Genomic DNA, 20,323 nt, shown 5'->3' on the forward strand with positions numbered 1-20,323 from the left:
GGAGACCCCTGTGACCGACCCCGTTCCTCCCGCGAACGAACAATTGGCCGACGAACTGCTGACCCTCGCCCTGGAGGCCGCCCGCAGGGCCGGCGCGCTGCTGAGGGACGGCCGGCCGGACGACCTGGGCGTCGCGCGGACCAAGTCCAGCCCCATCGACGTCGTGACCGAGATGGACATCGCGGCCGAGAAGCTGATCACCGGCTTCCTCACCGAGCACCGCCCGGACGACGGCTTCCTCGGCGAGGAGGGCGCGGCCACGGTCGGCACCAGCGGCGTGCGCTGGGTCATCGACCCCCTCGACGGCACGGTCAACTACCTGTACGGCCTGCCCACCTGGGCGGTCTCGATCGCCGCGGAGCTCGACGGCGAGACCGTGGTGGGTGTGGTCGAGGCCCCCATGCGGCTGGAGACGTTCCGCGCGGTACGGGGCGGTGGGACGTTCCTGAACGACCGGCCGGTACGGTGCCGGCCGGCGCCCCCGCTGGAGCAGGCACTCGTCTCCACCGGCTTCAACTACGTCCACACCGTGCGCACGCACCAGGCGGACGTCGCGCAGCGGCTGATCCCGCGGCTCCGGGACATCCGGCGCAGCGGCTCCGCCGCGATCGACCTGTCGGACGTCGCGGCCGGGCGCCTCGACGGCTACTACGAGCGCGGCCTCAGCCCGTGGGACCTGGCGGCGGGCGACCTGATCGCCCGCGAGGCGGGCGCGCTGACCGGGGGCCGCCCCGGGCAGCCCCCGTCCGGCGACCTGACCGTCGCGGCGACGCCGGGGGTCTTCGAGCCGCTCCAGGGGCTGCTGGAGGAGCTGGGGGCGTGGCATGACTGACGGCGGGTGACGGTCGCCCGCCGCGCCTCCGGGCGGTGGCCTCGAACTCCCCCTACGGCCTGGCGGCCGTGGGAGGTGCCCCCGGCCGGGCTGGATTCCGCCGCGCGAAATCAGCCCGGCCGGCGTTCGAGGCGCGCGGGGCACGGGAGCGGAGCCCCCGGGAACATCCGGGGGACAGCGAGAGGCCCGGCGCCGCGGGTGCGGGGCCGGGCCTCAGGGGCGCGCAAGGTGCGCCCCAGCGTCACGCTGCCGTGAGATTCACCCCGTGCTCGGCGGCCAGACGGTGGAGATCGTCCAGTTCCGCCTGCTCGACGTCCGCGAGGAAGTCGTCGCCCGTCTCCCGGGCGATCGTGAGGTCGGTCTCGGCGGCCTTTATGCGCTGCAGCAGTCCGGCGGTGAAAGCGTCCATGGTGCGCCCCCTCGTCGTGGGTCGGTGGCACGGGGGTGTGCCGACGGTGGGTTGATCAACCCTGGAACAGGTCGTGGTGCGCCACATACAGGGCGTGATCGGGGTGTGCAGTCGTCCTCCCCCGACGTTCCCGGACGGAAACCTCAACTGTCCCGCCAATCCTTCTTATTTCCGGGGCACCGATTCCCGGTCCGGTCCGGGGCGGGTTCGACTTACCGCCGGTTTACGCGCGTAACGGGCAGGATGGATCCGCACAGTCAGTGCGCAGACCCGTCCTGTCACCCGATCAGGGCTCCGAGGAGAGGAAAAGCGACGTGCGCGTACTCGTCGTCGAGGACGAGCAACTGCTCGCCGATGCGGTGGCCACCGGACTGCGCCGGGAGGCCATGGCGGTCGACGTCGTGTACGACGGCGCCGCCGCCCTTGAGCGCATCGGGGTCAACGACTACGACGTGGTGGTGCTCGACCGCGACCTTCCCCTGGTCCACGGGGACGACGTCTGCCGCCGGATCGTCGAGCTGGGCATGCCCACCCGGGTACTGATGCTGACGGCCTCGGGGGACGTCAGCGACCGCGTGGAGGGCCTGGAGCTCGGCGCCGACGACTATCTGCCCAAGCCGTTCGCGTTCACCGAGCTCACCGCCCGGGTGCGTGCCCTGGGGCGCCGTACGACGGTGCCGCTGCCGCCCGTACTGGAGCGCGCGGGCATCAAGCTCGACCCGAACCGCCGTGAGGTCTTCAGGGACGGCAAGGAGATCCAGCTCGCGCCCAAGGAGTTCGCGGTCCTGGAGGTGCTGATGCGCAGCGAGGGCGCGGTCGTCTCGGCCGAGCAGCTGCTGGAGAAGGCGTGGGACGAGAACACGGACCCGTTCACGAACGTGGTGCGGGTGACCGTGATGACGCTGCGCCGCAAGCTCGGTGAACCGCCCGTGATCGTCACGGTGCCGGGCTCCGGCTACCGGATCTGATCGCGGTGGCCACTGTCCCCGCGCCCCCTGAGGCGCCTCCGAAACCCCACTGGGACCCCCGCGAGCCCGTCCGCCCATGGCTTCGTCCGACCATCCGGATACGGCTCACCCTGCTGTACGGCGGGATGTTCCTGATCGCGGGCATCCTGCTGCTGTCGATCATCTACCTCTTCACCGCTCAGGCGCTGAACGTCGGCGTCACCGAGCTGCCCTTCAAGATCGTCGAGGGCAAGGTCCAGCCCACCACGGACTGGTGCACGCTCCCCGAGGAGGGCTCGGGCGAGCAGTTCAACCAGGCCGTCTCCACCTGCCTGGCACATCAGCGTGAACTGGCGCTGGACGACCTGCTGCGCCGGTCGCTGTTCGCCCTGCTGGGTCTGAGCATCATCGCCTTCGCCTTCGGCTACGCGATGGCCGGCCGGGTCCTGTCGCCGCTCGGCCGGATCACCCGGACCGCGCGCCAGGTCGCCGGCTCCGACCTGTCGCGCCGGATCGAGCTGGACGGCCCGGACGACGAGCTCAAGGAGCTCGCCGACACCTTCGACGAGATGCTGGACCGCCTGGAGCGGGCCTTCACGGCCCAGCAGCGGTTCGTGGCGAACGCCTCCCACGAGCTGCGTACACCGCTGGCGATCAACCGCACGCTGCTGGAGGTCCACCTCTCCGACCCCGGAGCCCCGGTGGAGCTCCGTCAGCTGGGCAAGACGCTGCTGGCCACCAACGAACGGAGCGAGCAGCTCGTGGAGGGGCTGCTGCTCCTCGCCCGCAGCGACAACCGGATCGTCGAGCGCAAACCCGTGGACCTGGCGGAGGTGGCGTCGCGCGCCATCGACCAGGCGCGCGCGGAGGCCGAGGCGAACGGCGTGGAGGTGCGGGGCCGGCGCGAGCCCGCCGTCGTGCAGGGCAACGGGGTCCTGCTCGAGCGGATCGCCCTGAATCTGGTGCAGAACGCGGTTCGGTACAACGTCCCCGAGCAGGGCTGGGTGGAGGTGACCACGTCGGTCGAGCACGGTCAGGCCGTCCTGCTGGTCTCGAACACGGGGCCCGTCGTCCCGGCCTACGAGATCGACAACCTCTTCGAGCCGTTCAGGCGGCTCCGGCAGGAGCGCACGGGCAGCGACAAGGGCGTCGGCCTGGGGCTCTCCATCGCCCGTTCCGTGGCCCGGGCGCACGGCGGCCGTATTTCGGCGGTGCCCCGGGAAGGCGGCGGACTGGTGATGCGCGTCACTCTTCCGGTATGAGCGACTGTATCGATGTTCGCTTTAAGCGGAATTTTCGGAAACAGCCTCCATCGGATTCATGTGCGATCGGTCACATGGTTCGCATGGGGCGCACCTACGCTCCGTGATGGACAATTCGGCGGAAAGCCGGGAAGACCCCGGGTTTCCTTGGGGTGTCATCACGGGAAGTACACGGGGTGGCGGTCGTGAACCCCGTTCTCGGACCGTGTACGGTCCCCATCGCCATCCAACCCGATCACTCGCAGAGGGTCCGGTTGGGTGTCGATTGAGTAACAGACCTTGATGTGAGGCAAAATCTCCGCCTCAGGTCGGGCACAAGTCCGGCCTCTCACGCGTTACGTGCGCTGAGACACCGCAACTTACCCAGAGGGGGAGAGCGACATGGCAACGGACTACGACACCCCACGCAAGACCGACGACGACGTCGATTCGGACAGCCTTGAAGAACTGAAGGCCCGGCGGAACGACAAGTCGACCTCGACCGTCGACGTCGACGAGTTCGAGGCTGCAGAGGGCATGGAGCTCCCCGGAGCCGACCTGTCCAACGAGGAGCTCGCGGTACGGGTCCTGCCCAAGCAGGCCGACGAGTTCACCTGCATGAGCTGCTTCCTCGTGCATCACCGCAGCCAGCTGGCGCGCGAGAAGAACGGTCAGCCCATCTGCCGCGACTGCGACTGAGGAGTCGGTCCGTGGCAGGCGGGACACCGTCCGGGAAGCGGCGCTTCCGGCGCAAGAAACCGCCGGAGGCGCACCAGGGCGGTACGGGCCCCGCGCCGGACGCCACGGCGTCCGCCGAGGACCGGACCGCTCCACTGCCGCACGACGCCGTCGAGCGTGGGGGGCGAGGCCTGCCGGCCCCGCTCGAGACAGCCGGCCAGGCCGGGTCCCCGACCAGGGCCCGACGCCTGGCCACTGTCAGGAAGGGCGTCGCCAAGAGCGGCGGAAGCGCCATGACCGGCCTCACCAGAAGCGGGCGCGGCGCCCGTACGAGGCTCGTGAAGAGCAGAGAGAGGGCCAGGGCCGCGCTGGGGCAGCTCGCCGACGTCCTGATCGACAACGCGCCCCGCGTCCCGGTGCGCGACCTGCAGAAGCTGCGTCGGCAGTTTCCCGGCCTGACCCCCGAGCAGCTTGCCGACAAGCTGGTCGCGGGTGCGGCGAACGCCAGCTCCACAGTCGGTGCCGGGGTCGGCGCCGCCGCGATGATGCCCGTACCGCCGGCGATGCCGACCGAGCTCGCGGCGGAGATCATCGGCGTGGCGGCGATCGAGCTGAAGCTCGTCGCCGAACTCCACGAGGTCTACGGGGTGCGGCCGCCCGGCGGCCTCAAGGACCGCAGCACCGCCTATCTGAACGCCTGGTCGCAGGAGCGGGGCATCGAGTTCGTCAGGCCCTCGACGCTCACCGCGTCGATGAGCGGCCAGCTCAGGCGCCAGTTGCGGCAGCAGATCATGAAGCGCTCGGTGCGCAACCTTCCGAACCTGCTGCCGTTCATGGTCGGCGCGGCCGTCGGCGCCGTGATGAACCGCCGTGACACCAGGAAGCTCGCGGCGCGGATCCGCGACGATCTGCGGCGCAGGCAGGTCCCCTGGGACGCACTTCCCGCACTGCCCCCGCTGGAGCAGCCCGAGCACCCGCTGGGGCCCCGTGAGCTCCCGGGGCACGACTCCTGACCAAGCCTGCGGGAGAAGACCCCGGCCGTGCCGTCCGGGGACTCAGGCGGCGCGTACTGCCGTCAGCGCCGCGGCCAGGGCCTCGGGGTCCCTCGTCGACAGATAGACGTACGGCGTCGGATCGTCGGGATCGCTGACCTCGATCCGTACGGCGGTCGGAACGTAGCTGCGCAGCAGCATGAACGCCCGGGGATCGGCCTTGTGGAAGCGCCAGGCCCGCGCCTGCTCCGCGTCCAGCACCTCGGCCTCGCCGAGCGCCGAGACCGGGATCCGCGCGTCCCCCGCGACCAGCGACCCGGCCACCACCCGGATGCGGGCCGACCCGTAGGAACTGACCAGCGCCGACGCCAGCGCGCCCGCGAAGATCACCCCGCCGAGCATCGGCAGGACGCCCAGCGGCAGCATGATCAGACCGCCGGAGAGGGCGACAAGAGCGGTGATGGCCCACCACGAGCGGGGCGCGGTCAGACGTTCTGCGTACTGCGGGGCGGAAGGCTGCATGAATCCAAGCTTGGCACGGTGCGACCGGCGGGTAGCCGCGCGGGTAAGGTCTGCGCCTGTGAGAAACGCGAACTCCCGGGAGGCGACCCCCGGACCCCCCGCCGGTTCTTCGGCGCTGACCCCGCCGGCCGACGCCACGGCGCCCGTGCGGCACTCCGACGCGCCCGCCCCGGGTGAACTCCTCGGCGCGCACTACGGGCACTGCTTCGGATGCGGAGGGGAGCAGCCGCACGGCCTGCACCTCGCGGCACGGGCGGAGGAGGGCGTACGCGTCACGGCCGAGTTCACCGTCAAGGCCGCGCACCAGGGCGCCCCCGGCCTCGCGCACGGCGGCGTCCTCGCCACCGCCCTGGACGAGACGCTCGGCTCGCTGAACTGGCTGCTGCGCGTCATCGCCGTCACCGGCAGGCTCGAGACCGATTTCGTACGGCCCGTCCCCGTGGACACCGTGCTGCACCTCGACGCCGAGGTCACCGCGGTCTCCGGACGCAAGATCTACTCGACCGCCACCGGCCGGATCGGCGGGCCCGACGGTCCGGTGGCCGTGCGGGCGGCGGCCCTGTTCATCGAGGTCAAGGTCGACCACTTCCTCGAGAACGGCCGCCCCGCGGAGATCCAGGCGGCGATGGCCGACCCCGACCAGGTCAGGCGCGCCCGCGCCTTCGAGGTGAACCCCTGATGCGTGAACCCGTCGATGTGCTGATCCGCCGCGTGGACCCCGAAGTGCCGCTGCCCGCGTACGGGCACCCCGGCGACGCGGGAGCCGATCTGGTGACCCGCGAGGCCGCGGAACTCGCCCCGGGGGAGCGTGCGGTGCTGCCCACCGGGGTCTCGATCGCCCTGCCCGACGGGTATGCGGCCTTCGTGCATCCCCGGTCCGGGCTCGCGGCCCGCTGCGGAGTCGCCCTCGTGAATGCCCCAGGGACGATTGATGCCGGGTACCGTGGGGAAATCAAGGTGATCGTGGTCAATCTCGATCCACGCGAGAGCGTGCGGTTCGAGAAATTCGACCGGATTGCCCAACTGGTCGTCCAGCAGGTCGAGAAGGTGCGCTTCCACGAGGTTGCGGAGCTTCCCGGCTCGGCGCGGGCCGAGGGGGGCTTCGGGTCCACCGGCGGTCATGCCGCCGTGGACGGCTCTACGGGTGGGAATCGATACGCTTCGGTCGTATCCGACCGGGAAGGACAGTGACGTGTTCGGACGTCGCAAGAAGAGTGGTTCCGCCGAGGACGCGGCGGACGCAGCGGGCGAGGCCGAGCAGGTCGACGAGCTCGGTACGGACGCCGAGGAGAGCGAAGCCCGCAGGGTGAACCTCCCGCCGGCGCCCCGGCCCGACGGCCCCTGGGACGTCTCCGAGGTCTCCCGGCCCGGCGAGGGCCGGGTCGACCTGGGCGGCATCTTCGTGCCCGGGGTCGAGGGCATGGAACTCCGTGTCGAGGTCGCCGGCGACGCGATCGTCGCGGCCACCGTGGTGCTGCGCGACAGCGCCGTACAGCTCCAGGCCTTCGCGGCGCCCAAGAAGGAGGGCATCTGGGGCGAGGTCCGTGAGGAGATCGCCTCCGGTATCACCCAGCAGGGCGGCATCATCGACGAGGTCGAGGGCCCGCTCGGCTGGGAGCTGCGGGCCCAGGTGCCCGTGCAGCTGCCCGACGGCACGGGCGGTGTGCAGCTGGTGCGCTTCGTCGGCGTCGACGGCCCGCGCTGGTTCCTGCGCGGAGTGATCTCCGGGCAGGGTGCGGTGCAGCCGCAGGCGGCCGGCCTGCTCGAGCAGATCTTCCGCGACACGGTCGTGGTGCGCGGCGACGGTCCGATGGCCCCGCGCGACCCGATCGTCCTCAAGCTGCCCGAGGACGCGCAGATGGTGCCCGAGGGCGTCCAGCAGGAGGAGCAGGAGGGTTCCCGCTTCTCCGGAGGCATGGGCCAGCTCCAGCGCGGGCCGGAGATCACCGAAGTCCGCTGAGGCGCCGTCCCCCGGACGACAGACGCGATGGGCCGCGCTCCCGCCGGGAGCGCGGCCCGCCTGTCTCCGCGGCTCCGGCGCACGACCGTTGCCCGTCCACGTGCCCCTGCACATACTGAGCCGGACACGATCCACAGCGGGGGGACCTCTGATGAGCGAGAACAGCAGCGCGCAGTCCGGCACGGCCGTCGCCGACGACCCGGCGGGCAGGCCCATGGTGCGGGTCGAGAAGCTGCACCGCTCGTACGGCACGGGCGCCGCGGCCGTCCACGCGCTGCGCGGCGTCTCCTTCGACATCCCGAGGGGCGAGCTCGTGGCGCTGAAGGGCCGCTCCGGCTCCGGCAAGACCACACTCCTCAACCTCGTCGGCGGCCTGGACTCCCCGGACGAGGGACGTATCACCGTCGACGGCGTGGAGCTCTCGGCACTCGGCGAGGACGGGCTCCTGGAACTGCGGCGCGACCGGCTCGGTTTCATCTTCCAGTCCTTCGGGCTGATCCCGATCCTGAGCGCCGCGGAGAACGTGGGCGTACCGCTGCGGCTGCGCAAGGCGGACCCGCGAGAGCGGGAGGAGCGCGTCGCGCTGCTGCTCGCCCTCGTCGGCCTCGCCGACCACGCCGCACAGCGCCCCGGCGAACTCTCCGGTGGCCAGCAGCAGCGCGTCGCCATCGCCCGCGCCCTCGCCAACCGCCCCAAGTTGCTCATCGCGGACGAGCCGACCGGCCAGCTCGACGCGGAGACCGGTCTGGCCGTGATGGAGCTGCTGCGCGCGGTCGTCCGGAGCGAGGGCGTCACGGCTCTCGTCGCCACGCACGACCCGCAGCTCCTGGGCCTCGCGGACCGTGTGCTGGAACTGCGCGACGGCGAGATCGTCGAACAGTGAGCCCGCCGTCGGCCGCCGGCCGGCCGTGCCCCGGGCGGGACGCGCGGCCCTGATCCCGAGGCGACGGCGACCCGGGAGACTCGCCGTACCCGCGCGCGGTGGCCGGCGACCGTGCCCTCACGGTCGCCCGCCGTCGCCGGCAGACGCGCGCGAACGACCGGCAGCCGGCGGCTGCCCGTCGGACGGCCGTGGTTCTCCGGTGCCTCCGGCTGCGCGAGGCCCGCCGCCGGGTCGGCTCCACGGCACCCGGTGCCCCGCTGCACAGACCGGAAGGCATACGGCGGCTGCGTCAGAATCGCGTCAATACGCACCCCGGAGTCCCGGCCTGCCCGGTTCGCCCGTTCCGGTCGACGTAGGGTCGACGCTGTGCGATGCGGTGCACAGAAGACAATGAGGCCATGGGACGCGGCAAGCTAAGGATCTATCTCGGCGCGGCGCCGGGTGTCGGCAAGACGTACGCCATGCTGTCCGAGGCCCACCGCCGTGCCGAACGCGGCACCGACTGCGTCCTCGCCTTCGTCGAGACGTACGACCGGCCCAGGACCGCCGAGCTCCTGCACGGCCTCGAGCAGGTCCCGCGCCGCGAGACGGTCCACCGCGGCGCCGTCCTCACCGACATGGACGTCGACGCCGTACTGGAGCGCCGCCCCGCGGTCGCCCTCGTCGACGAACTCGCCCACGACAACATGCCGGGCTCACGCAACAGCAAGCGGTGGCAGGACGTCGAGGAACTCCTCGCCGCCGGCACGGACGTCATATCCACCGTCAACATCCAGCATCTGGAGTCCCTGGGCGATGTCGTCGAGGCGATCACCGGTGTCCCGCAGGACGAGAAGATCCCCGACGAGGTCGTCCGCCGCGCCGACCAGATCGAGCTCGTCGACATGGCGCCCCAGGCGCTGCGCCGCCGCATGGCCCACGGCAACATCTACCAGCCCGACAAGGTCGACGCGGCGCTCTCCAACTACTTCCGCCCGGGCAACCTCACCGCCCTGCGCGAACTCGCCCTGCTCTGGCTCGCCGACCGGGTCGACGAGTACCTCCAGCAGTACCGCGGCGAGCACAACATCCGCTCCACCTGGCAGGCCCGCGAACGCATCGTCGTCGGACTCACCGGCGGACCCGAGGGCCGCACCCTCATCCGGCGCGCGTCGCGGCTGGCGGAGAAGGGCGCCGGCGGCGAGGTCCTCGCCGTCTACATCGCCCGCAGCGACGGACTGACCTCGGCCTCGCCCAAGGAACTCGCCGTACAGCGCACCCTCGTCGAGGACCTCGGCGGCACCTTCCACCACGTCATCGGCGACGACGTGCCCTCCGCGCTGCTGGAGTTCGCACGCGGCGTCAACGCCAGCCAGATCGTGCTCGGCTCCAGCCGGCGCAAGACCTGGCAGTACCTGTTCGGACCCGGCGTCGGCGCGACCGTCGCCCGTGACTCCGGGCCCGACCTCGACGTCCACATCGTCACCCATGACGAGGCCGGCCGGGGCAGGGGCCTGCCCGGCGCACGCGGCGCCCGGCTCGGCCGCTCCCGGATCGCCGGGGGGTGGCTCGTCGGCGTCGCGGGACCCGTGGCGCTCTCGCTGCTGCTCACCGGTCTCGACAACGGGCCGGGCCTGGCCAACAACGTCCTGCTCTTCCTCTTCCTGACCGTGAACGCGGCCCTGCTCGGCGGACTGCTGCCCGCGCTCGCCTCCGCCGCCGTCGGCTCGCTGCTGCTCAACTACTACTTCACCTCGCCCACCCACACCCTCGACATCGCGGAGCCGAGGAACCTCGTCGCCATCGTGATCTTCTTCGCGGTGGGCGTCGCCGTGGCCTCCGTGGTGGACCTGGCCACGCGCCGCACCCACCAGGCGGCCCGTCTGAAGGCCGAGTCCGAGATCCTCTCCTTCCTCGCCGGCAGCGTCCTGCGCGGTCACACCGCGCTGGACGCCCTGCTGGAGCGGGTACGGGAGACGTTCGCCATGGAGTCCGTCGCGCTCCTCGAGCGGGACAGCGACGTCGATCCGTGGACCTGCACGGCGAGCGCCGGCCCCCGGCCCGCCACCCGGCCCGACGACGCGGACGTGGACATGCCCGTCGGGGACCACATGGCGATGGCGCTCTCCGGCCGTGTCCTGCCCGCCGAGGACCGGCGGGTCCTCGCGGCGTTCGCCACCCAGGCCGCCGTCGTCGTGGACCGGCAGCGCCTGGTCGGCGAGGCGGAACAGGCCCGTGAACTCGTGGAGGGCAACCGGATACGCACGGCCCTGCTCGCCGCCGTCAGCCACGATCTGCGCACCCCGCTGGCCGGCATCAAGGCGGCCGTCACCTCACTGCGGTCCGACGACGTCGCATGGTCAGAGGCGGACGAGGCCGAGCTGCTGGCCGGCATCGAGGAGGGCGCCGACCGCCTCGACCACCTGGTGGGCAACCTGCTCGACATGTCCCGGCTGCAGACCGGGACCGTCACCCCCCTGATCCGCGAGACCGGTCTCGACGAGGTGATCCCCCTCGCGCTCGCCGGCGTCCCGGCCGAGAGCGTCGAACTGGACATCCCCGAGACACTGCCCATGGTGGCCGTGGACCGGGGCCTGCTGGAGCGCGCCGTGGCCAACATCGTCGAGAACGCCGTCAAATACAGCCCCGACGACACGCGTGTCACCGTCGCCGCGAGCACCCTCGGCAACCGCGTCGAGCTGCGCGTCGTGGACCGCGGCAGCGGTGTGCCCGACGACGCGAAGGAACGGATCTTCGAACCGTTCCAGCGCCACGGCGACGCCCCGCGCGGCGCCGGCGTCGGCCTCGGACTCGCCGTCGCCCGCGGATTCACGGAGGCGATGGGCGGCACGGTCGCCGCCGAGGACACGCCCGGCGGCGGCATGACGATGGTGCTCACCCTCGCGGCCGCCCCCGGCCCCACCCGAACACTCCCAGCAGCCCACACGGGCGGAAAGGCGGGCAGCACATGACCCGGGTGCTCGTGGTCGACGACGAGCCGCAGATAGTACGTGCCCTCGTGATCAACCTGAAGGCGCGCAAGTACGAGGTGGACTCGGCGTCCGACGGCGCCACCGCCCTGGAACTGGCCGCGGCCCGCCACCCCGATGTCGTCGTGCTCGACCTCGGACTGCCCGACATGGACGGCGTCGAGGTGATCAGGGGCCTGCGCGGCTGGACGCGCATCCCCATCCTCGTCCTGTCCGCCCGGCACTCCTCCGACGAGAAGGTCCAGGCGCTGGACGCCGGCGCCGACGACTACGTCACCAAGCCGTTCGGCATGGACGAGCTGCTCGCCCGGCTGCGCGCCGCGGTCCGCAGGGCGGAGCCCGTCGGCGGCGGGGACGAGGTGAGCCTGCTCGAGACCGACGGCTTCACCGTCGACCTGGCCGCGAAGAAGGTGCACCGCGAAGGCCGTGACGTACGGCTCACCCCGACCGAGTGGCATCTGCTCGAGGTCCTGGTGCGCAACACCGGGCGCCTGGTGAGCCAGAAGCAGCTGCTTCAGGAGGTGTGGGGCCCCTCGTACGGCACCGAGACGAACTATCTGCGCGTCTACATGGCGCAGCTCCGCCGCAAGCTCGAGGCCGACCCGTCGCATCCCAGGCATTTCGTCACCGAACCCGGCATGGGATACCGCTTCGAACGTTGATTTGGGCCTGGTGGCGGCCGGTAGGCTTGCTGTATGAGTGCTCGACCCCGTTCCGCGAAGGCGGCGAAGGAGGATCCGGTGGCCAGACCGGCCGGCCGCTTCCGGCGCATGCTGGACCGGCTCTCCAGCTCGCAGCAGGACCTCGAGTCCGAGGAGCTCCAGGAGGACGCACAGGCATCGGGGTGCACCCGCATCTGCGACTGCGGCGACCGCCAGGTCGTCAGAGTCGCTGGTACGTTGCGCACGGTCACCCTGCGTCCGGTGGCCGGCGTGCCCGCGCTGGAGGCGGAGCTCTTCGACGGCACGGCTCCGCTGGACGTGGTCTGGCTCGGCCGGCGTTCCATCGCCGGCATAGAGCCGGGCCGCAGACTGATCGCCTCCGGCCGGGTCTCCATGAGCCAGGGCCGCCGGGTGCTGTTCAATCCCAAATACGAACTCCGACCACTCGGACAGGAGTAGCCGGTGGCGTCTGTCGACAAGCCGACCCCCACTACCACGACCAGCGACGCGCAGGATCCCGCTGCCCCCGCCACGTCACCCGCCGCCGCGCCGGCGTCCGCCTCCGGTTCCGGAACCGCTTCGGCGTCCGACGACGTGAAGACGGTCACGGAGGCGGCTCTGTTCGAGGCCTTCGGCGGCGTCCGCGGCATGGTGGAGACGGTCCTGCCGGGACTGCTCTTCGTCTCGATCTACACCGTCAACAAGGACCTGCACCTCTCGGCGATCGCCGCCCTCGGCGTCGCGCTGGTGATGGTCGTGGTCCGGCTCGTGCGCAAGGACACGGTCAAGCACGCGTTCAGCGGTGTCTTCGGTGTGGCCTTCGGTGTCGTGTTCGCGATGATGACGGGCAACGCGAAGGACTTCTACCTGCCGGGCATGCTGTACACGCTGGGCCTGGCCCTGGCGTACATCATCACGGCCATCGCGGGCGTACCCCTGATCGGCCTGATCCTCGGCCCGGTCTTCAAGGAGAACCTCTCCTGGCGGACCCGCAACCCCGGCCGCAAGAAGGCGTACACCAAGGCGAGCTGGGCGTGGGGGCTGATCCTGCTCGCCAAGTGCGCGATCCTCTTCCCGCTGTACTGGTGGGCCGACACGACCCAGCTCGGCTGGGTGCTCGTGGCGCTGAAGATCCCGCCGTTCCTGCTGGCGGTCTACCTGACTTGGGTCTTCCTCGCGAAGGCACCGCCGCCGATCGACGTCTTCGCGGAGATGGGGGCGGAGGAGGAGCGGCGCAAGGCCGAACAAACCGGCTGACCGCGGCGCCATGGCCCTGTCCGGAGCGGGCCATGTCCTTGTGCAAGCCCTGCCGGCCGTGCCCGAAGCCCTCGGGCACGGCCGGCTGCGCAGGGCGAAGCCCCTGGCCCCGGAATGCGGGGCCAGGGGCTTCGTTGTGAGCGCACGCGGCCCGGCGACGGCCGCCCGCCGGGGGAAGCGGCGGGGTGGACGACTCCATCCGGTGAGCGGGCAGCCCTCACGCCCCCGCAGGGGCGTGGCCGGGCGTGGGCCCCCGGTTCAGTCCGACGTCGGCGGACCCTCGCGGCGGACCGAGAGGAGGTCCTCCAGCTGTTCCTCCCGCGCCTGCGCCGCCACGAACAGCAGCTCGTCACCCGCCTCGAGCGTCTGTTCCGGGCTCGGCGTCAGCACCCGCGAACCACGGATGATCGTGACCAGCGAGGTGTCCTCGGGCCAGGCCACGTCCCCCACCAGCGTGCCCGCCAGCGCCGACTCGGGCGGCAGCGTCAGCTCGACGAGGTTCGCGTCGCCGTGGCTGAAGCGCAGCAGGCGTACCAGGTCGCCGACGCTCACCGCTTCCTCCACCAGCGCCGACATGAGGCGCGGCGTGGACACGGCGACATCGACGCCCCAGGACTCGTTGAAGAGCCACTCGTTCTTGGGGTTGTTGACGCGCGCGACGACCCGCGGCACCCCGTACTCGGTCTTGGCGAGCAGCGACACGACCAGGTTGACCTTGTCGTCACCGGTGGCGGCGATCACCACGCTGCAGCGCTGCAGCGCCGCCTCGTCCAGCGACGTGATCTCGCAGGCGTCGGCGAGCAGCCACTCCGCCTGCGGCACGCGCTCCACCGAGATCGCGGTGGGGGTCTTGTCGATGAGGAGGACCTCGTGCCCGTTCTCCAGCAGCTCACCGGCGATGGAACGGCCCACCGCACCGGCGCCCGCGATAGCGACACGCATCAGTGACCGCCCTCCTCAGGACCTTCCGCGAAGGCCTCCTCGACCTTCGCGATCTCGTCCGTGCGCATCATCACATGCACGAGATCACCTTCTTGCAGAACGGTCTGCGAGGTCGGCAGGATCGCCTCGCCCAGCCGGGTCAGGAAGGCGACCCGTACGCCCGTCTCGTCCTGCAGTCGGCTGATCTTGTGGCCGATCCACGCCGGCGAGGTGTGCACCTCTGCCAGCTGCACGCCGCCGCTTGGATCGCGCCACAGCGGCTCCGCGCCGGAGGGCAGCAGCCGCCGCAGCATCTGGTCGGCGGTCCAGCGGACGGTGGCGACCGTCGGGATACCGAGACGCTGGTAGACCTCGGCCCGCCGGGGGTCGTAGATACGGGCCGCGACGTTCTCGATGCCGAACATCTCGCGTGCCACGCGGGCCGCGATGATGTTGGAATTGTCACCGCTGCTGACGGCGGCGAACGCGCCCGCGTCCTCGATGCCCGCCTCCCGCAGGGTGTCCTGGTCGAAGCCGACCCCGGTGACGCGGCGGCCGCCGAACCCGGATCCCAGACGGCGGAAGGCGGTGGGGTCCCGGTCGACGACGGCGACCGTGTGCCCCTGCTGCTCCAGGGTCTGCGCGAGAGCGGCTCCCACTCGCCCGCATCCCATGATGACGATGTGCACGACCGTCCTTCCGGCTATGTCTTCTGGGGTACCCGGCCATCGAGGCACAGTTCTGCGGTACCGGTCCTTGACGCACTCAGGGTCTCAGACCACAGCCGGACAGGGTACGCGCCATTCGTCAAGAGGGCCCGGCGAGGCACCCGCGTTAAGATCCCGCACGTGATGCGCTCCTGGTTGGGCCTGGCTCATATTGAGCGCTTACGATCCTCAGCGTGTCCAAACTGACCGACGTTCCCAAACGGATCCTGATCGGCCGGGCGCTGCGCAGTGAAAAGCTGGGGGAGACACTTCTCCCGAAACGCATCGCCCTCCCTGTCTTCGCTTCCGACCCGCTGTCCTCCGTGGCATACGCGCCGGGCGAAGTCCTGCTGGTCCTGTCCATCGCCGGTGCGTCGGCGTACCACTTCAGCCCGTGGATCGCGGCCGCCGTCGTGGTCCTCATGTTCACGGTCGTCGCCTCGTACCGGCAGAACGTGCACGCGTACCCGAGCGGCGGCGGCGACTACGAGGTCGCCAACACCAATCTCGGCCCGAAGGCCGGTCTGACCGTCGCCAGCGCCCTTCTGGTCGACTACGTCCTCACGGTGGCCGTGTCGATCTCCTCCGGTGTGGAGAACCTCGGCTCGGCGATTCCGTTCGTCGTCGAGCACAAGGTGTTCTCGGCCGTCGCGATCATCGTCCTGCTCACCCTGATGAACCTGCGGGGCGTGAAGGAGTCGGGCAAGCTCTTCGCGATCCCGACCTATGTCTTCGTCACCGGCGTCTTCATCATGATCATGTGGGGTGCGTTCAAGGGCATCGTCCTCGACGACACCATGCGCGCCCCGACCGCCGACTACGAGATCAAGCCGGAGCACCAGGGCCTCGCCGGCTTCGCGCTGCTCTTCCTGCTGCTGCGCGCGTTCTCCTCCGGTTGCGCCGCGCTGACCGGCGTCGAGGCCATCAGCAACGGTGTCCCGGCCTTCCGCAAGCCCAAGAGCCGCAACGCCGCGACGACGCTGTTCATGATGGGCGCTCTGGCCGTCACCATGTTCTGCGGCATCATCGGCCTGGCCATGGCCACCGACGTCAAGATGGCGGAGTTCCCGGCGAGGGACCTGATTTCGAACGGCGCCCCGGTCGGTCCGGACTATGTCCAGAACCCGGTGATCTCGCAGGTCGCGGCCGCCGTCTTCGGCGACGGAACGTTCTTCTTCGTGCTGCTCGCCGCCGCCACCGCGCTGGTGCTGTTCCTGGCCGCGAACACCGCGTACAACGGCTTCCCGCTGCTTGGCTCGATCCTGGCGCAGGACCGCTACCTGCCGCGTCAGCTGCACACCCGCGGCGACCGGCTCGCCTTCTCCAACGGCATCGTGCTGCTGGCGGGCGCCGCGATCCTCCTGGTCTGGGTGTACGAGGCCGACTCCACCAAGCTGATCCAGCTGTACATCGTCGGCGTCTTCGTCTCGTTCACCCTCAGCCAGACCGGCATGGTCCGGCACTGGAACCGGCATCTGAAGACCGAGCGGGACAAGGGCAAGCGCCGCCGCATGATCCGCTCCCGGGCGATCAACACCTTCGGTGCCTTCTTCACCGGGCTGGTGCTGATCGTCGTGCTCGCCACCAAGTTCACGCACGGCGCGTGGGTGGCCCTGCTGGGCATGGTGATCTTCTACGGGACGATGACCGCGATCCGTAAGCACTACGACCGGGTCGCCGAGGAGATCGCGGCACCCGACGAGCCCGGCGAGGACAGTGTCAGGCCGTCGCGCGTCCACGCGATCGTCCTCGTCTCCAAGGTCCACCGGCCGACCCTGCGGGCCGTCGCCTACGCGAAGGCGATGCGCTTCGACCGGCTCGAGGCCATCAGCATCAACGTCGACCCGGCCGAGACCACGGCACTCAAGCAGGAGTGGGACCGGCGGGGCATCAACGTCCCCCTGAAGATCCTCGACTCCCCCTACCGGGAGATCACCCGCCCCGTCATCGAGTACGTGAAGGGCCTGCGCCGCGAGAGCCCGCGCGATGTGGTCAGCGTCATCATTCCCGAGTACGTGGTGGGGCACTGGTACGAGCACTTCCTGCACAACCAGAGCGCGCTGCGGCTGAAGGGCCGGCTGCTGTTCACGCCCGGCGTGATGGTGACCTCGGTGCCGTACCAGCTGGTGTCCTCGGAGGCGGCCAAGCAGCGGGCCCGGAAGCGCCAGGAGTGGCACGCCCCCGGGTCGGTGCGGCGCGGCATGGTGAACGGCAGGCCGAAGGAGCCGAGCGGCAGGGCCTGAGACGCTCCGCGGCCGACGTAGACTGGTCGGTCGTTGTCCTGCGCTCGCCGTGTCCCGCGCCGCCCCCTTGATCTCTGGAGTCACCCCACCATGCAGAACGCACCTGAGTCCTCGCTGGTCGGGCAGGAGTACGAGGTCGAGGTCGGCCCGGTCGCCCACGGCGGCCACTGTGTCGCCCGCACCGAGGACGGGCGGGTGCTGTTCGTACGGCACTCGCTGCCCGGCGAGAAGGTGGTGGCCAAGGTCACCGAGGGCGAGGAGGACTCCCGTTTCCTGCGCGCCGACGCGGTACGGGTGCTGGAGCCGTCCAAGGACCGTGTCGAGGCCCCCTGCCCCTACGCCGGCCCCGGCAGGTGCGGCGGCTGCGACTGGCAGCACGCCAAGCCGGGCGCCCAGCGCCGCTTCAAGGGCGAGGTGATCGCCGAGCAGCTGCAGCGCCTCGCGGGCCTCACCCCGGAAGAGGCCGGCTGGGACGGGACCGTCATGCCCGCGCCGGGCGACAAGCTCCCGGCGGGCGAGGTGCCGGCCTGGCGCACCCGCGTCCAGTACGCGATCGACGCCGAGGGCCGGGCCGGACTGCGCAAGCACCGCTCGCACGACGTACAGCCCATCGACCACTGCATGATCGCGGCGCCGGGGGTCAGCGAACTGGGCATCGAGAAGCGGGACTGGCCGCAGATGGCGTCCGTCGAGGCGATCGCGGCGACCGGCTCCAACGACCGCCAGGTCGTGCTCACGCCCCGCCCCGGCGGCCGGCTCCCGCTCGTCGAGCTCGACAAGCCGGTCTCCGTCCTCCGGGTCGAGGAACGCGACGGCTCGGTCCACCGCGTCCACGGCCGTGCCTTCGTACGCGAACGGGCCGACGAGCGCACCTACCGCGTCGGCATGGGCGGCTTCTGGCAGGTCCACCCGCAGGCGGCCGACCTCCTGGTCAAGGCCGTGATGCAGGGGCTGCTGCCGCGCAAGGGCGACATGGCACTCGACCTCTACTGCGGCGTGGGCCTCTTCGCGGGCGCCCTCGCCGACCGGGTGGGGGAGAAGGGCGCGGTGCTGGGCATCGAGTCCGGCAAGCGCTCGGTGGAGGACGCCCGCCACAACCTCCAGGACTTCGACCGGGTCCGCATCGAGCAGGGCAAGGTCGAGTCCGTCCTGCCCCGCACCGGCATCGAGGAGGTCGACATCATCGTCCTCGACCCGCCCCGCGCGGGCGCCGGCAAGCAGACCGTCAAGCACCTCGCCGGGCTGGGTGCGCGGAGGATCGCCTACGTCGCCTGCGACCCGGCGGCGCTGGCGAGGGACCTGGCGTACTTCCGCGAGGGCGGCTACCGGCCGCGGACGCTGCGGGCGTTCGACCTGTTCCCGATGACGGCGCACGTGGAGTGCGTGGCGATTCTCGAGCCCGCTCCAAAGGGGCTCTGAACTGCGGTTTTCCTAGGCTGCTCAGGTGTGGACCGGTGCGCTCGACCTGTTTTCCAGAGGTGCATGACGTAGAGCGCGTCGTATCCACAGGGCGGTGTCTGACCTGCTCTTACGTGGCGTCGTTTCATGACAACAAGGGTTTCTCATCGGTCTTGGGTCGCACAGCGGTAGGACGTCTTGTCGCTCAGATGACGCTCGTCCTGGCGTGCAGTCACCTTGCAGACTGAAGATGCTCGCCTTCGGATTCCCATCTTCAGGCAGCTACCTCCAGCGGGCGTTGCCGTTCTCGCTGAGCACGGCAGATTCAACTCTCCACTGTTCGCCTTCACCAGCCTCACCACGGACGACGGAATCCGGCCCGTCGGGGTGGCTGTGCGGCGGTAGACGTGTTCCGGCGCGCCGGAGGCCCCTGGTGCCATCGCCTCCACCACCGGCCCCGTCCGACCCCACCGGCGTCCGTGCCACTGTCCCACTCCGGGCCCTACACACCGGCCGCGTCACGACGGCCCTGCCACCTGCGCCGGCTGCGGCCCCGCGGGGAGAGGGCACGGGTCTGCGTGCTCGGCGCGATGAGTCTGCCCTTCGGCGGAGACAGACTCGCCCTGGACGTCACCTCTGAGGCACGCAGCAGGCTGCAGGTGACCGCGGCCGCCGCCATCCCCCTGGGCGGCTCCACCCCCAACCCCCGCTACCCACGACGTACGGCTGACCGTCGGCGAGGACGCGTCCCTGCGCTGACTGTCCCGGTTGCTGATCAGCGCTGGCGGCAGCATCCTCCACCAGCCGTCCGCGTGGAAACTCGCCGGTACTTCGTCGCTGCTCCTGCGTGAAGAACGACTCTCCGGACGCTTCGCGGAGCCGCCGAGCCACCTGTCCACTCCGCGCATACGGGTGAGCGGGCGGGTGTCAAGGCCCGCCACTCCGTGTCCGTACCGGGGCTGTCTACGGCTCTTCGCCGCTGACGAGGAGCAGTGTGTGGGGCCAGAGGGTGTCCAGGACCGCGGGATCGTTCTTGAGTTTGGCGAACAGCACCAGCCCCTCCAGATGGGCGATTACTGCGCGTGCGACCGACTGTTCGGCGTGCTCGCGAGGGATGTCGCCTTCGCCCGCGGCCTGACCGAGCACGTCGCCGATCAGCGCGGTCTGCTCGTCGAAGATCTCTTCCAGCCTGGCGCGAACGTCAGGTTCCTGGGTGCTGAGTTCGAGGGTGAGGTTCCCGAGCAGGCAGCCGTCGACCGTGCCGCAGGTCTCCTTCCTGTGCCGCTGGACCTGTGCCATGCCCTCCAGCAGCCGGCGGAGCCGGATCAGAGCGGGGTCCGGGCCGTCCAGCGCGGTGGTCCAGGCGCGGCGCTGGCCTTCCCAGTAGGCGTTGACCGCCTGGAGGGTGAGGTCCTGTTTCGAGGTGAAGAAGTGGTAGAAGCTGCCCTTCTTGACCTCTGCCGCGGCGCAGATCTCCGCTACTCCCAGGCTGCTGTACCCCCGGTGCCGCATGAGTTCGCCGGCGGCGTCGAGGAGCCGCTCGCGTGCGGTGCTGGTGCGTCCCATGGCGGCAAGTATACGGTCGGTCAACTAATTCGGAGGTGCGCCGGGTGGCGGGATAGTTGACCGGTCGTCTAGTGTGCTTCCGGAGGCGGCCCCGACACCCGCGTCCGGTTGACCGTTCGCCCCGATTCCGGGGCAT

The 20,323-nt window shown here is 70.8% G+C and carries 20 protein-coding genes; 15 read left to right on the forward strand and 5 right to left on the reverse strand.

Annotated elements, in window-relative coordinates; all coding sequences use genetic code 11:
- Positions 1–10 precede the first annotated feature (10 nt).
- Positions 11–832: an inositol monophosphatase family protein gene (locus OGH68_RS27970; protein ID WP_264247788.1), complete on the forward strand. Its 822-nt coding sequence runs from the start codon at positions 11–13 to the stop codon at positions 830–832.
- A gap of 241 nt (positions 833–1,073) precedes the next feature.
- Here the strand turns inward: OGH68_RS27970 and OGH68_RS27975 are convergent, their stop codons facing one another.
- Positions 1,074–1,241 (reverse strand): hypothetical protein, encoded by a 168-nt coding sequence (locus tag OGH68_RS27975; protein WP_189888452.1) that lies wholly within the window; start codon positions 1,239–1,241, stop codon positions 1,074–1,076.
- A 314-nt stretch (positions 1,242–1,555) separates the two neighbouring features.
- Between OGH68_RS27975 and OGH68_RS27980 the strand changes: the two genes are divergently transcribed.
- The 4 genes from OGH68_RS27980 (at position 1,556) to OGH68_RS27995 (ending at position 5,120) form a co-directional block, all read left to right on the forward strand.
- Positions 1,556–2,209 carry a response regulator transcription factor gene (locus OGH68_RS27980; protein ID WP_189474730.1) on the forward strand — a complete coding sequence of 218 codons (654 nt, stop codon included), beginning with the start codon at positions 1,556–1,558 and terminating at the stop codon, positions 2,207–2,209.
- 5 nt (positions 2,210–2,214) lie between these two features.
- Positions 2,215–3,450, forward strand: coding sequence for a sensor histidine kinase (locus tag OGH68_RS27985; RefSeq protein WP_264247789.1), 1,236 nt, complete (start codon positions 2,215–2,217; stop codon positions 3,448–3,450).
- Between the two features lie 381 nt (positions 3,451–3,831).
- Positions 3,832–4,128, forward strand: coding sequence for a DUF4193 domain-containing protein (locus OGH68_RS27990; protein ID WP_005310959.1), 297 nt, complete (start codon positions 3,832–3,834; stop codon positions 4,126–4,128).
- Positions 4,129–4,139: 11 nt separating this feature from the next.
- On the forward strand, positions 4,140–5,120 hold the full coding sequence (locus tag OGH68_RS27995; RefSeq protein ID WP_264247790.1) for an EcsC family protein: 981 nt from the start codon (positions 4,140–4,142) through the stop codon (positions 5,118–5,120).
- 42 nt (positions 5,121–5,162) lie between these two features.
- On the opposite strand, the gene OGH68_RS28000 is transcribed toward OGH68_RS27995, so the two are convergent.
- Positions 5,163–5,621 carry a DUF3093 domain-containing protein gene (locus tag OGH68_RS28000; RefSeq protein ID WP_264247791.1) on the reverse strand — a complete coding sequence of 153 codons (459 nt, stop codon included), beginning with the start codon at positions 5,619–5,621 and terminating at the stop codon, positions 5,163–5,165.
- A gap of 58 nt (positions 5,622–5,679) precedes the next feature.
- On the opposite strand from OGH68_RS28000, the gene OGH68_RS28005 reads away from it, so the two are divergent.
- The 8 genes from OGH68_RS28005 (at position 5,680) to OGH68_RS28040 (ending at position 13,352) form a co-directional block, all read left to right on the forward strand.
- Entirely contained in the window at positions 5,680–6,300 is a 621-nt protein-coding gene (locus OGH68_RS28005) for a PaaI family thioesterase (RefSeq protein ID WP_264247792.1), read from the forward strand.
- Entirely contained in the window at positions 6,300–6,812 is a 513-nt protein-coding gene (gene dut / locus OGH68_RS28010) for a dUTP diphosphatase (RefSeq protein ID WP_264247793.1), read from the forward strand. Before OGH68_RS28005 ends, dut begins: the two co-directional genes overlap by 1 nt.
- A 1-nt stretch (position 6,813) precedes the next feature.
- Positions 6,814–7,581 (forward strand): DUF3710 domain-containing protein, encoded by a 768-nt coding sequence (locus OGH68_RS28015; protein ID WP_264247794.1) that lies wholly within the window; start codon positions 6,814–6,816, stop codon positions 7,579–7,581.
- Positions 7,582–7,732: 151 nt separating this feature from the next.
- Positions 7,733–8,464 carry an ABC transporter ATP-binding protein gene (locus OGH68_RS28020; protein WP_264247795.1) on the forward strand — a complete coding sequence of 244 codons (732 nt, stop codon included), beginning with the start codon at positions 7,733–7,735 and terminating at the stop codon, positions 8,462–8,464.
- Between the two features lie 398 nt (positions 8,465–8,862).
- The gene (locus tag OGH68_RS28025; protein ID WP_264247796.1) at positions 8,863–11,415 is read left to right on the forward strand and encodes a sensor histidine kinase; all 2,553 of its coding nucleotides are present in this window, start codon (positions 8,863–8,865) and stop codon (positions 11,413–11,415) included.
- Positions 11,412–12,095 carry a response regulator gene (locus tag OGH68_RS28030; protein ID WP_264247797.1) on the forward strand — a complete coding sequence of 228 codons (684 nt, stop codon included), beginning with the start codon at positions 11,412–11,414 and terminating at the stop codon, positions 12,093–12,095. The genes OGH68_RS28025 and OGH68_RS28030 overlap by 4 nt, the downstream gene beginning before the upstream one ends.
- Before the next feature lie 33 nt (positions 12,096–12,128).
- Positions 12,129–12,554, forward strand: coding sequence for an OB-fold nucleic acid binding domain-containing protein (locus tag OGH68_RS28035; RefSeq protein WP_264247798.1), 426 nt, complete (start codon positions 12,129–12,131; stop codon positions 12,552–12,554).
- 3 nt (positions 12,555–12,557) lie between these two features.
- Positions 12,558–13,352: a DUF3159 domain-containing protein gene (locus OGH68_RS28040; RefSeq protein WP_413471041.1), complete on the forward strand. Its 795-nt coding sequence runs from the start codon at positions 12,558–12,560 to the stop codon at positions 13,350–13,352.
- Positions 13,353–13,610: 258 nt separating this feature from the next.
- Here OGH68_RS28040 and OGH68_RS28045 read toward each other — a convergent pair whose 3' ends face one another.
- Together OGH68_RS28045 and OGH68_RS28050 are read right to left on the reverse strand one after the other, a co-directional pair.
- Complete coding sequence (locus OGH68_RS28045) at positions 13,611–14,294, reverse strand: potassium channel family protein (protein ID WP_264247799.1); 684 nt, start codon at positions 14,292–14,294, stop codon at positions 13,611–13,613.
- Positions 14,294–14,962, reverse strand: a complete 669-nt coding sequence (locus tag OGH68_RS28050; protein ID WP_264247800.1) for a potassium channel family protein — start codon at positions 14,960–14,962, stop codon at positions 14,294–14,296. The genes OGH68_RS28045 and OGH68_RS28050 overlap by 1 nt, the downstream gene beginning before the upstream one ends.
- A 212-nt stretch (positions 14,963–15,174) precedes the next feature.
- On the opposite strand from OGH68_RS28050, the gene OGH68_RS28055 reads away from it, so the two are divergent.
- Together OGH68_RS28055 and OGH68_RS28060 are read left to right on the forward strand one after the other, a co-directional pair.
- Entirely contained in the window at positions 15,175–17,223 is a 2,049-nt protein-coding gene (locus OGH68_RS28055) for an APC family permease (RefSeq protein ID WP_264247801.1), read from the forward strand.
- A 90-nt stretch (positions 17,224–17,313) separates the two neighbouring features.
- Positions 17,314–18,642, forward strand: coding sequence for a class I SAM-dependent RNA methyltransferase (locus OGH68_RS28060; RefSeq protein ID WP_264247802.1), 1,329 nt, complete (start codon positions 17,314–17,316; stop codon positions 18,640–18,642).
- A 942-nt stretch (positions 18,643–19,584) separates the two neighbouring features.
- On the opposite strand, the gene OGH68_RS28065 is transcribed toward OGH68_RS28060, so the two are convergent.
- Positions 19,585–20,187 (reverse strand): TetR/AcrR family transcriptional regulator, encoded by a 603-nt coding sequence (locus OGH68_RS28065; protein WP_264247803.1) that lies wholly within the window; start codon positions 20,185–20,187, stop codon positions 19,585–19,587.
- Positions 20,188–20,323: the final 136 nt, after the last annotated feature.

The organism is Streptomyces peucetius, from assembly GCF_025854275.1.
Taxonomy (GTDB): domain Bacteria; phylum Actinomycetota; class Actinomycetes; order Streptomycetales; family Streptomycetaceae; genus Streptomyces; species Streptomyces peucetius_A.